11 protein-coding genes are annotated in these 13,093 nt (G+C 37.7%); 1 reads left to right on the top strand and 10 read right to left on the bottom strand.

Translation table 11 applies throughout. The features are described 5' to 3' along the window. Positions 1 to 37: 37 nt before the first annotated feature. Entirely contained in the window at positions 38 to 1,720 is a 1,683-nt protein-coding gene (locus E7B10_RS01840) for a glycosyl hydrolase family 18 protein (protein WP_060919823.1), read from the bottom strand. 157 nt (positions 1,721 to 1,877) lie between these two features. Here E7B10_RS01840 and lgt point away from each other — a divergent pair, with 157 nt between their 5' ends. Then, positions 1,878 to 2,702 carry a prolipoprotein diacylglyceryl transferase gene (gene lgt, locus E7B10_RS01845; RefSeq protein ID WP_008713970.1) on the top strand — a complete coding sequence of 275 codons (825 nt, stop codon included), beginning with the start codon at positions 1,878 to 1,880 and terminating at the stop codon, positions 2,700 to 2,702. Between the two features lie 108 nt (positions 2,703 to 2,810). Here lgt and trmFO read toward each other — a convergent pair whose 3' ends face one another. The 9 genes from trmFO to E7B10_RS01890 all read right to left on the bottom strand — a co-directional run bounded on the left by trmFO (position 2,811) and on the right by E7B10_RS01890 (position 12,973). Then, positions 2,811 to 4,127 carry a methylenetetrahydrofolate--tRNA-(uracil(54)-C(5))-methyltransferase (FADH(2)-oxidizing) TrmFO gene (gene trmFO / locus E7B10_RS01850; protein ID WP_287511169.1) on the bottom strand — a complete coding sequence of 439 codons (1,317 nt, stop codon included), beginning with the start codon at positions 4,125 to 4,127 and terminating at the stop codon, positions 2,811 to 2,813. Beyond that, entirely contained in the window at positions 4,117 to 6,492 is a 2,376-nt protein-coding gene (gene topA / locus E7B10_RS01855; protein WP_287511171.1) for a type I DNA topoisomerase, read from the bottom strand. Before topA ends, trmFO begins: the two co-directional genes overlap by 11 nt. Next, positions 6,482 to 7,708: a DNA-processing protein DprA gene (gene dprA / locus E7B10_RS01860; RefSeq protein WP_077708447.1), complete on the bottom strand. Its 1,227-nt coding sequence runs from the start codon at positions 7,706 to 7,708 to the stop codon at positions 6,482 to 6,484. Before dprA ends, topA begins: the two co-directional genes overlap by 11 nt. Before the next feature lie 106 nt (positions 7,709 to 7,814). Further along, on the bottom strand, positions 7,815 to 9,521 hold the full coding sequence (locus E7B10_RS01865; RefSeq protein WP_024061636.1) for a YifB family Mg chelatase-like AAA ATPase: 1,707 nt from the start codon (positions 9,519 to 9,521) through the stop codon (positions 7,815 to 7,817). 12 nt (positions 9,522 to 9,533) lie between these two features. Beyond that, positions 9,534 to 9,932 (bottom strand): YraN family protein, encoded by a 399-nt coding sequence (locus E7B10_RS01870; RefSeq protein WP_004696986.1) that lies wholly within the window; start codon positions 9,930 to 9,932, stop codon positions 9,534 to 9,536. Between the two features lie 293 nt (positions 9,933 to 10,225). Next, on the bottom strand, positions 10,226 to 11,023 hold the full coding sequence (locus E7B10_RS01875) for a ribonuclease HII (protein WP_024061635.1): 798 nt from the start codon (positions 11,021 to 11,023) through the stop codon (positions 10,226 to 10,228). Further along, on the bottom strand, positions 11,016 to 11,921 hold the full coding sequence (gene ylqF, locus E7B10_RS01880) for a ribosome biogenesis GTPase YlqF (RefSeq protein ID WP_287508229.1): 906 nt from the start codon (positions 11,919 to 11,921) through the stop codon (positions 11,016 to 11,018). The genes E7B10_RS01875 and ylqF overlap by 8 nt, the downstream gene beginning before the upstream one ends. A gap of 181 nt (positions 11,922 to 12,102) precedes the next feature. Beyond that, on the bottom strand, positions 12,103 to 12,444 hold the full coding sequence (gene rplS / locus E7B10_RS01885; RefSeq protein ID WP_004695921.1) for a 50S ribosomal protein L19: 342 nt from the start codon (positions 12,442 to 12,444) through the stop codon (positions 12,103 to 12,105). Between the two features lie 142 nt (positions 12,445 to 12,586). Then, on the bottom strand, positions 12,587 to 12,973 hold the full coding sequence (locus E7B10_RS01890) for a MarR family winged helix-turn-helix transcriptional regulator (protein ID WP_024061633.1): 387 nt from the start codon (positions 12,971 to 12,973) through the stop codon (positions 12,587 to 12,589). Between the last annotated feature and the right edge of the window lie 120 nt (positions 12,974 to 13,093).

The following is a 13,093-nucleotide window of genomic DNA, read 5'->3' on the forward strand; positions in this document are numbered from 1 at the left end:
TTTTTATTTTACTACGTACTGTAAAAGCAGTCAAACACTAGCGTTTTACGACTTGAATAGTTTTTATTAAATCATTTTTAGGGCTTGTATTTTGATCAGAACTATGACTAGTATATAAATCATTTTGCTCTTTAACAGTTTGTTTATTGTGTTCTTTTCTAGCTTTAGCCTCTTCTTCTAAGCGTTTTTTCTCAGCTTTTACTTTTTCAACTTCTTCTTTTGCTTTGCGTTTAGCAGCTTCTTTCTCTTCTTTAGCTTTCCGTTTTGCTTCCGCTTTAGCTGCTTTTTCTTTTTCTTTTTCTTCTAAGCGTAATTTGTATTGTTCAAGCTTTGTTAATGGTTTAGCTTCTTGAACTACAGGTTCAGGAACAACTGCTGTAGGAGATTTAGGAATACCACGTCCTAAGTCTTTTTCTTGAATCATAGTAATCGTAGAAATATCTTCAAACCCTTTACGCCATGCTGCAAACCCACCAAGGTGTAATTCTTTTACCAGATCAAGTTTTAAGCCTAACGATGTATTATCTTCAAACCAAATACGATCTGAACCAGAAGCTGTTGGAATAGATAAATAGTATAACTTTAATCGATCGTCCCAAGTCATTTTATCTCTGTAATTAGCAAAGTAATTACTTGTATTCTTCATAGCCAATGTCTCGCTTTTTGCATAACCATTCGTTTCATGCCATAAGCGCATATAGAATGGTACGCCTAATATTAACTTTTGAGAAGGAACTTCAGATAGCATTCTTTCTGTATGGCTACGGACCCAAGGATAACTTGCAACAGGACCTGCAGTAGTACTCTTAGCCCAAGTTTCGTCATACGCCATAAGAACTACATAATCTACTGTATCTGCCAAAGCTTTACGGTTATACACTAATGACCATTCTGGACTATCAGAATAGCCAGTCACATCGATAGAAGTTTTAATATTATACTGATGTAAATGATTAGACAAATATGCTACAAATGTTGTTAAACGATCACGATCAGCATAATTAATGTTTTCAAAGTCAAAGTTATAACCATCAAACCCATATATATAGGCATATTGAACAAGGTTATGAGCAAATTTCTTCCATACCGATTGATCCGACAAAATACCACTTGTAAAATTAGAGTCAAACCGATTAGTAATTAACGGCCAAATATGATAGCCTTTATCCTTATACGCTTTCACATAATCAATATTTACATTTGAACTTGCTTCTAAACCTAAGCTATGCAATTTAAACCAACTTGGAGAAATAATATTATCACCACTCGTATTGAGTTTTGCCTGATACGGAATTCCCTCTGTTGTCCATGGATCAAAAGCCCAAGCCAATGGTGTTTGCAATGTATAAGGTGCTTTCACCGTAGATGCTTCTGGTGCAGGTCCTAAAATAAGTTGACCATTATTTTTTGTATAACTAACACCCAGCATAGCTGGCTCAGACTCAATATCTACATAGGATATACCATCTTTTTTGGTAATGGGCAATTTAACAGGTTCACCTACGGCTGCAGGATTTAAAATAACCGTATCACCTTGTAATTCACTTTGTGGAATATATACTGTATATGCTGTTTTATATTGATTTGCTTCGTAATGACGTGTAGTAGTGGCTAAAAATTGATCTAATGGTACCAATACCTCTGCTTGTACGATTGTACTAGATAATGCAGACATTACTAAAGCTGTTAATGATTTTATAATAGTAGATTTACGAATCATGTACTCTCCTAATTCTAGGTCCCATACTGGGATACAATACCAATCTCTATATTATACCATATTATATATAGTTCATCTCTTTTCTTGCATGAAGGATATATGTAATTTATAATTTAATTTATGTACTAATAAAAAATTATCACATAAGGAGTTTTGTATGCATCAATATTTATTTTTCATAGGGGACTTCCCTATTAGAGCCTATGGTACCATGTTAGCTTTGGCTATCATTTGTGGTGCCTCTGTTGCCTATGTACTTTTGAAAAAGGATGGCCGCGGTTGGCATGAACACATCATCGACTTTTCCATTACTGTAGCCGTAGCTGGTCTCATCGGTGCTCGTCTATGGGACGTATTCTTCTTTGATTGGGATTATTACGGTAATCATTTATTAGAAATTCCCTTTGTTTGGCAAGGAGGTATGGCCATTCAAGGTGGCGTGGTACTAGGCACAATTGCTGGCTATTGGTATCTTCGTAAAAACAAAATTGACTTTTGGGCTTTTGCCGATTTATTTGCCCCTGCATTGATTTTAGCTCAATCGGTAGGCCGTATGGCAAACCTTTTAAACGGTGATGCTTTCGGTCATCCTACGGGTGGTAATTATGGTATTATCTATCCTGAAAGTACCCTTGCCTATCGCACCTACGGTAATCAGCCGCTTTGGCCTGCCGAAGTATGGGAAGGTCAAATTGATATTCTCATCTTTGTAGCCCTTCTATTATTTGGATCTTTCAAACATGCTAAGGGCCAAGTGTTCGTACTATATGCCATTCTCTATTCTACGGCTCGCTTCTTCTTAGAGTTCTTACGTGGCGATTACGTAAACTTAACGCTAGGTTTAAAATCTGCTCAAATGACGAGTTTAATAGCCATCATTGTAGGTATCTGTGTATTCATTTATCTAGGCTATCTTGAAAAGAAAAATCAAGCTGTTATAGTAGCTACAGAATCAACAACAAAAACTAAAAAACGTAAATAATAAATACAAAAATACTTAACAAAAAAGTCCTACACTCATGGGTTTTACCTATGAATGTAGGACTTTTACTATTTTTTGAAATAAAACTATTTCTTAAAAGGCTATTTCTTATAAATTTTCTTTAGCTTTTAGAGCATCCAGTTCTTCTAAAGCACGATTTGCAATCAGTGCATTTTTTTCTTTTTTCTTGCGTACTTTTTGAGGCCATGGATCCATGATGCCAAAGTTGACATTCATCGGTTGGAAGTTAGAGCCTTCGTAGTTAGAAATATAGTGACTAAGGGAACCGATAGCCGTCGTCTTAGGAAACTCAATAAATGGTTGTTCCTCTAAGTAACGGTCTACTTGTAGGCCTACCATTAGACCACTAGCAGCAGATTCTAAATAACCTTCAACTCCAGTCATTTGACCAGCAAAGAATAAACGCGGTTCCTTTTTAAGCTGGAATGCATGATTCAATAACTCAGGAGAATTGATATACGTATTGCGATGCATAACACCATAACGAATAAAATCGGCATTTTCAAGGCCTGGAATCATACCGAATACACGCTTTTGCTCGCCCCATTTTAAATGAGTTTGAAAGCCTACCAAATTAAACATGGTACCTTCTTTATTCTCCTTACGCAATTGCACAACTGCATAAGATTCCTCATCGGTGCGTTTATCCACTAAGCCCACAGGCTTTAAGGGCCCATAACGCAATGTATCTTCCCCACGGCTCGCCATAATTTCTACGGGCATACAGCCTTCAAAGTAGATTTCCTTTTCAAAATCTTTTGGTTGTACGGCTTCAGCCGTTGTAAGCTCATGCCAGAACGCTTTATATTCTTCTTCGGTCATAGGACAGTTAAGATAATCCGCATCGCCCTTATCATAACGTGAGGCAGTAAAAACTTTATCATAGTTTAAGGATTCAGCCGTTACAATAGGTGCAGCAGCATCGTAGAAGTAAAAGCCTGTTTCACCAGTTAAGGCCTTAATCTTATCTCCTAATGCTTCAGATGTAAGCGGACCAGATGCAAAAATAACAGTTGCTTCTGTAGGAAGTTCAGTGACCTCTTCTAGATGAACTGTAATATTAGGATGACCTTTTACTTTTTTCGTCACCATTTCACTAAATAAATGACGATCAACGGCTAAAGCACCACCTGCAGGAACAGCAGTTGCATCAGCACATTCCATAATGATGGAACCGAGACGACGCATTTCTTCTTTCAAAAGACCTACCGCATTTTCAATATTACCAGCGCGCAACGAGTTACTACATACGAGCTCTGCAAATTGATCTGTTTGGTGCGCAGGAGAACTCTTAACAGGACGCATTTCATATAAGTCTACATGAATGCCTCGGTTAGCAAGCTGCCAAGCTGCTTCGGATCCTGCAAGGCCTGCACCAATAACGATAACATTTTTATGATTCAATTGTAGTTTCCTCTTTTTTAGCTTTGCTAGACTTTTTAGATTCTTTTACAGTTTCTTCACTAGCTTCGCTTTTTTTCTTTCTTGTTTTCTTTGGTGGCCTAGTAGGACAAGTTTCATTGGAACAGAACTTTTTAACTGTACCATTTTTATATGTCTTTTCAACCATTATAGAACCACATGTTTCACAGAAATCATGAGTTGGCTTATCCCATAATGTAAAGTCGCATTGTGGGTATCGATTACAGCCATAGAAAATACGCCCACGACGAGACTTGCGTTCTACGATTTCCCCTTCTTTACATTTAGGACATGTTACACCAGTTCCTACTGTAATAGGTTTAGTATTTTTACATTCCGGGAAGTTAGAACATGCTAAGAACTTACCGTAGCGACCAAATTTATATACCATTGGGCTATTGCAAAGTTCACAGATTTCATCACTTTCCATAGATGCAATTTCAATGCGGTCTACGTCACTTGCATCTTCTAGCTCTTGCGCAAAGACCTCGTAGAAATCAGATAATACTTTTACATACGTATCCTTGCCAGACGCAATAGCATCTAGTTCTTCTTCTAGATCACGGGTAAAGCCAGTATTGATGATTTTTTCAAAGTATGCAATCAAGAAATCTACCACCACAAAGCCTAGCTCTGTAGGCACGAATTGTTTATTCGTATTTTCCACATAGTTACGGCTTACGATAGTATCTAGAATTGGTGCGTATGTACTAGGGCGACCAATGCCGAGTTCTTCTAATGTCTTGATAAGACTCGCCTCGGAGTAACGTGGAGGTGGTTGTGTGAAATGTTGTTCAGGCAATACCTCTACCGTATGGGCAGCATCATTCTTTTTTAAAACAGGTAATTGAGGTACATCCTCTTTTTTTGCATCTTCATAAACGGTACTGAAACCTGGGAAGATAACACGAGAGCCAGTCGCTTTAAATGTATAGTCATCTTTTACATTCAACTCTATCGTTGTGGATTCATTTAGTTGCGGCGCCATTTGGCTAGCCATAAAACGATTCCAAATCAACGTATATAGCTTAAGTTCATCACGACTCAAGAATGGTTCCACCATTTTAGGTGTTAACTCGAGAGATGTAGGACGAATAGCCTCATGCGCATCTTGTGCAGAACCCTTAGAGCCGTACACATTTGGTTTAGACGGATAATAGTCTTCCCCATAATTGCGAAGAATAAAGTCCTTAGCCATAGCTTGCATCTCTTTAGAGATACGCGTAGAGTCTGTACGCATATATGTAATCAAACCTACGTGGCCATAGGAGCCAATTTCTAAACCTTCATATAAATGTTGAGCAATCATCATCGTACGCTTAGCACCAAAGTTCAATTTACGCACACCATCTTGTTGCAAGGTAGATGTTGTAAATGGAGGTGCCGCTTTACGAGAACGCTTGCGCTTTTCAATATTAGTCACTACTGCATCTTCATTGCCAATAGCATCAACTATGGCTTGTGCATCACTTTCAGTAGTAATATCGATTTTTTCACCTTTAATATGGGTTAATTCCGCTGTGAAAGCCTCTTTTTTAGGCGTTTCAAAATTGCCTTCAATAGTCCAATATTCTTGTGGCACGAAAGCTTGAATTTCTCGCTCTCTTTCACAGATAAGTCGAACTGCAACGGATTGCACACGACCTGCACTGAGGCCTTTACAAACCTTTTTCCATAATAAAGGACTCAATTTATAGCCTACGATACGGTCTAATACACGGCGTGCTTGTTGAGCATCTACCATGTTCATATCGATAGTACGTGGAGAACCTAATGCTTCTGCTACCGCATTTTTAGTAATCTCATTGAACGTAATACGGCATGTAGATGTAGGATCTACATTTAGAATGTACGCTAAATGCCAAGAAATAGCTTCCCCTTCACGGTCAGGGTCTGTTGCGAGCAATACGGCACTACTCTCATCAGCATAGGAAATGAGTTCATCAATAACCTTTTTACGTGTTACTAAATTGCTATAGCGCGGCGTAAAATCATGCTCGATATCGATGCCCATTTGAGATTTAGGCAAATCTCGTAGATGGCCCATACTTGCTTTTACCACATAGTTAGGACCTAAGAATTTTTCAATTGTTTTAGATTTAGCAGGAGATTCTACGATAACCAAGACTTTGCCGTCTGGATTATATATGCGAGGCTCCCGTTGCTCCGGTGGCACGGAAGTTTGTAGTACAGATTTATCCCGTACAATCCCCATTGGAGTAAGGGCTTCTTTAGTAACCTTACGCTTTATAGTAGTACTCTCTTTCTTAGTATTTTTCTTTTCTGTATCTTTACTAGTACTAGCTGCTTTCGGCTCGCCAATAACGATAGATCGTTTAATGGACAAGTATATCACTCCTAGTCATATTAATATAGCCTCTCGGCGGATGATTCTCTATAGCCCCTTCCATTTCTAATGTTAGTAATAAGGGCTGTAGTTGTTGTAATGGAATACGAGTCGCTTTCAAAATATCACTAACCGTAATACATCGATCATGAGGTATTTCATTCAATATTACACTCCTATCCACATTAAAGCTTAACATAGAGCACCCTTTTCTATCAACACTTTGACTATGATTCCCTATTTGAACGCTAGCTTTTACGCCTTTATTACCTTTATTATTTGTTGGTAAAAGTTTATGTTCACTAGAAAAATATTCCCGCATTGTTAAATGGTATTGTTCAACTATATCCTCATAACCAGTAAGTACATATGCACCATTTTTCATTAAGAATTTATTTCCATCTGCCGTATGGTCTAATAGATTACATGGTACCACAAATACATCTCGACCTTCACTAACCGCCATATCTGCCGTAATCAAAGAACCACTACTGGACTTGGCCTCCACTACGATAACACCTCTGCATAATCCACTAATGATACGATTCCGTGCAGGAAAATGTTTTGCAGACGGCGGTGTGCCTGGCGGGTATTCGGAGAGAAGTAACCCATTATTTTGTAATATACGATCAAATAATTTTGCATTTTCTCGAGGATAGGTAATATCTAAACCACATCCCATAACAATGATTCCATACCCCTGACTAGCCAGAAGGCCTTCATGACCATGTGAGTCTATACCACGCGCCCCACCACTAACAATAATGGTACTATATTTACCTAATTCCTTGCCGAGCATTCTCGCCACATTCCGACCATATAAGGAGCAACTTCTTGCTCCAACAATAGCAATACGATTTAAGCGTCCATCTAAGAGTGCCCGATTACCTCTCATAAATAAAATGGCTGGAGGATTATATATATGATTTAAAATAGACGGAAAGTCTTTGTCTAAAAAGGTAGTAAAATCCATCTGGTATTCGTCTACTTTATGGATAATATACTCTAATTTTTCATCTTTAGCCGATGCTGAAATGGCACGTTTATCAGATGCAGAAATATATGTATAAGATTTTAAGTTTTCTACATTCTTAATAGCTTGCCACGCATCATAAGGGGATCCAAAATCCTCTATAAAACGCCTTACATATGTGGCTCCAACATTGTATAAGCTTTGTAATCCTGCAATATAAATATTGTCATCGTATCTAATCATATAAACACCTAGTAATTCTTTCTAAGTATATAATCATTAATTTTATATAGAATCAAACAACTACTTTTGGCAAATAAACAACTACTAAATTTATGAGATAATTACTTTATTTGCCAGTTCTAAATAACATTGCTTCAGAAATATGATGTGGTTCTACTTTTGGATTTTCTTCTAAATCAGCAATTGTACGAGCCACCTTTAATATGCGATCAAAAGCTCGCCCACTTAAATGAAAATGGTCAAATATATTGCCTAAAACACTCCAAGCCTTATCTGTAATATTGCATAGTTCACTAATTGCCTTATGGGGAACTGCTCCATTCGAATTAAAGTCAAAACCTTCATATCGTTTCTGTTGCATAGCAGTGGCCATGATAACTTGTTGTCTCATACTTTCACTCGTCATATTTGAAGATGATGTATCTAACAGCTGTTCAAGGGTCGGTCTCTCAACGGGAATATGCAAATCAATACGATCCATAATCGGCCCTGATAACCGTTGCTGATAGTTTTTAACCATCGTTTCTGTACAGACACATTCCTTATAAGGATCATGGTAATACCCACAAGGACAAGGATTGGCCGCAAGAATACAAATAAAATTAGCTGGATATATATAATTTCCTTGAGACCGATTTATAGTAATCGTTCTAGACTCTAAAGGCTGTCGTAATGCATCGATTACTTGGCGTTGAAACTCAGGCGCTTCATCCATAAATAATACGCCTCCATGAGCTAATGTTACCTCTCCAGGACGTCCCTGTATCCCTCCACCGACCATACTAGCCAAAGTTGCCGTATGATGAGGATGTCTAAAAGGTCTAGATTTCACTAGCCCATTATCACCTAGTAAACCTATTACATCTTGTATACGACTCACTTCAACAATTTCATTCCAAGTCATAGGAGGCAATATGGTCGGCAATCGTTCGGCCATCATCGTTTTACCCCCACCTGGAGGCCCTATCATAATACAATGATGATGACCTGCAGCACTGATGAGCATGGCTCGTTTGCCTAACTCTTGACCTTGTACATCGCCAAAATCAACTGTATATGGTTGATTAGTCTTTATAGTTATACTTTCATCCGTAACAGACGTATCAACACAATTATTACTAATCATAGTTACTTGTGGTTTACTGATTGTATCTAGATTTTCATTGCTTCCGGTTAATGGCATAGACTCTAAAGGCCCTAGAATTGATTTATTGGCATTGTGTTTATCTACTTTTCCTTTTTTGATACTTATTTGTTTATTTTTATCAACTACCTTTGGCTTAATTTGTTCCTCTAAAATAGTAATAATTTCTTGTAGTGATGATCCACCATATATAGTTAAATTAGGAATAGACTGTAGCACTTTACCATTTTCAATACTTGTATAAATTTTTGAATAATTAGCATCTAATCCTGCTAGCGACATAGCTAGAGTCCCAAAGGTCGGTAATAACGAACCATCTAACGCTAACTCTCCCATAAACAAACTCTTATCAAATAAAGCCGAAATTTTAGCTTTACGCCCATTTATCTGTCCTGATGCAAGCAGAACCCCTAAAGCGATTGCTAAATCGAGCCCAGCGCTACTTTTACGAATTGTAGCCGGGGCTAAATTGACTACGATGCGTCTCATTGGAAATTCGTATCCACTATTTTTAATGGCCGCTCGTACCCGTTCACGAGCCTCTTTAACAGATTGATTAGGTAGTCCAACGATATCAAAGACCGGCAAACCTTGTGATATATCAACCTCTACAGTAATGATACATCCATCAATGCCGTGTAAGGTGGCTCCATTTAATTTTGCGTACATAAACTGACCTCACTAAAAGCACTGTGGTAAATAATGAATAGAACTTTGAAAGTCCTCGTGCAAATACACCTCTATTACATCAAAGGATATTTCCTTCCAACGGCGCTTTTTTTGATTTAAATCATATAGAAACAACATAGCAGCTCGTTTAATATGCTTTTGTTTTTTCTTGGTAACTGCCTCACGTGCTAGTCCATGTTGCATACCTCGGCGAGCTTTAATCTCTATAAAATGATAGACTAAATCACGTTTAGCAATGATGTCTATTTCGCCTAAACGGGTTCGATAATTTGTATCTACTACCGTAAGTCCCATTTTTTCAATATAATTGGTAGCTACTCGTTCCCCCCATTTGCCCAGTTCTTTTGAATCGAGTTCATTAAATGCTTTACCAGTACTAATCGTTTTCATATATACCTCCTAATAAGGTGTATCTGCAACAATAACTCATAGAATTTAATATCTATACTATATTAATCTTTCAACAGGTAATACTTACTTGTAGCGTAAATTATGGAGGTAACAAAAGTAAATACAAAAGAGGTTCCTAATAGTCACATAGGTGACCAATAGGAACCTCTTTACGGATATAAACTATATGCAATTTATAATGATATAACGAATAAAACTAATACGACTATAGGACTTAACTTAATAGTCGAATCATAAAGTAAATCTATTACCCATATATAAATAACTAAGATTTACTCAGGTTTAACCCAACGTACAATAGATTTAATAGGCTCAAAGCTCTTACGATGAAGCGGTGTTACCCCTTGTTGCTCGATAGCTTCTTTATGTAATTCCGTATAGTAACCTTTATGAATACCAAAGCCATAACCAGGGAACTCAACATCAAGGCTCTTCATATATCGATCTCGCGTAACCTTTGCAATGATGGATGCAGCAGCAATATTAGCGCTTTTACTATCGCCCTTAATAATGGATTCAACAGGAATCGTTAAATCAGGCAACTTCATGGCATCAGCCACTACTGCTTCAGCTGGTACGCTGAGCGTACGAATAGCCTCATACATCGCTTGTCGCGTTGCTTCATAGATATTTAGCTCATCAATCTTTTCTGGACCGTAGGAAATACAGCTAACAGCAACGGCTTCGTCCATGATGATATCATAGAGTGCTTCCCGTTTTTCCTCTGTTAGTTTTTTAGAGTCATTGAGCCCCGGAATTAATGTCATAGGTGGCAAGATAACAGCAGCTACCGTAACAGGCCCCGCAATAGGACCACGCCCCACTTCATCGACGCCAGCCACATGATAGATACCTTGATCGTAGAACATGCCTTCATAGTCATACATACCCATGAGGCGTTGCTGTTCTTTTAACTCTTTTTCTTGGCGCTTAATATAAGACGCAGCCAATTTCTGTACAGAACTACGTGTATCCTCTTGAGCAAAAGACAAAATCTCTAAGGCTTGTTCAGTTTCAAAGAGAGCTTTAATATCTGCTACTTTTAACTTAGAAAATACATCCTTATCCATTATGACTCTCCTCACCATCTGCAGGGTAGTACGGTTCTTCATCAACTTGATCGAGAGTAATTGTACCTAATTTAGTATTGCGGTAGTCTTGCAAGATAATACGGCGAGCCTTGTCAAAATCTACAATGCCACCGCTTACAAGACAACCTCGACGACGTCCGATGCTTTCAAGAATGGTATCAACATCAGTCATCTCTTCTTCTTTTAATTTATAACGCTCTACCAGAATATTTGGCGTGTTCGTCAATAAGTAATTTAATAGCTGTTTTATAACATGCTCTAAATCATAAACATCATCGGAAATGGCACCTGTCATAGCGAGGCGAGCCGCTGCACGTTGGTCCTCTAATTTTGGCCATAATACACCTGGTGTATCAAGCAATTCAAGATTTTTACCGATTTTAACCCACTGTTGACCACGTGTATGACCTGCCTTATTAGCTGTACGCGTTGCAGCAGAACCAGCTAAAGAGTTAATTAATGTAGATTTACCAACATTAGGAATGCCTAAGATGATAGTCCTAACAGAACGACTGCGAATACCTTTCGCTACCCAACGATCAATGATAGGTTTACTTAGACGTTCTACGGTAGATAGTAATTTTTTATTGCCTTTGCCAGATTTAGAATCGATAGCCAATACTGTAATGCCTTGTTTAGTAAAGAATTCAGTCCATTCCTTTGTGGCTTTAGGATCTGCTAAGTCAACTTTATTTAACAGTACAATATGTGGTTTTTGACCAACGAGTTCTGTGATGACTGGGTTCGCACTAGAGCGAGGAATACGCGCATCTAATAATTCGATAACTACGTCTACCTTTTTGATGTACTCTGTAATCATACGAGTAGCTTTCGCCATATGCCCAGGGAACCAATGTACAATAGGTGAATCTGCCATTTTATATCCTTTCTACATACTATATATACATCTCATAGAGATACTTAGTATATTTTATATTTTTTTTACAGTTCTATATTTCTCTATTATAACTCTTTGATTCATAGAATAATAAAATAGAACTATTCATATCTAATTTTAGCAAAAATAAAAGGCTGCCAACGGCAGCCTTTTATGAACATTAGCGTTTTTCGCGAATACGAGCAGCTTTACCAGTAAGGTTACGTAAGTAGTACAATTTAGCACGACGAACAACACCACGGCGCATAACTTCGATTTTAGCTAAACGTGGGCTGTGAAGTGGGAATGTACGTTCTACACCTACTCCGGATGCAATACGACGAACTGTAAAAGTTTCACGTACGCCACCGTTTTGACGTTTAATTACCAAACCTTCGAACACTTGGATACGTTCACGAGTACCTTCCACTACTTTTACGTGTACACGAACTGTGTCACCAGCGCGGAATGTAGGGATGTCTGTACGAAGTTGTTCTTGTTCAAGTACGTTAATAATGTTCATTGTTTCCTCCTGTTTGCAGACATTCAATACCTACACCTTATAGGCAGCGGACTGTCTCAAATTAACAGCAATATAGTATCATAAATCACGTACTGTTAGCAAGTATTTTCTATATTATTTTAATAATCCAAATATTTACGTATTATTTACGTATAATTGGTCGTTTTAACTTACCTAATAAGCGGTATAAGTTCTCCTGTTCTTCATCCGATAAATCAGAGAACATTACATTAAGAAATTCGTTATATGTATGTAAAAGAGTTTTGCCTAATCGTTTCCCCTCATCTGTTAAAGTAACTACAGATATACGTTTGTCCATATAATCAATATGTTTTGTAACATATCCCAATTCAATGAGAATGTCTGTCTGCTCTGACACAGTAGCAGGACGCATATTTAGAGCATCTACTAACTGCTTCTGTGATGCTCCTTGAGAACGCATATATAATTCAATAATAATTCTATCACGAGACTTTTCTTTGCCGCTTGGCACCTTACATAAGGCTTTATATAATTCATCATGATTCATAATCATCTATCTCCTCATACAACTTTGTATATTATAAAGTATTCGCTATAGTCTCTAAAAATCCTGCATAAAATTTGCATATTCTTCGTAAAAGCAAAAAAGAGGTACACATGGTACCTC

The sequence above is a fragment of the Veillonella sp. genome (assembly GCF_032470285.1).
In the GTDB taxonomy this organism is placed as follows: Bacteria; Bacillota; Negativicutes; order Veillonellales; family Veillonellaceae; genus Veillonella.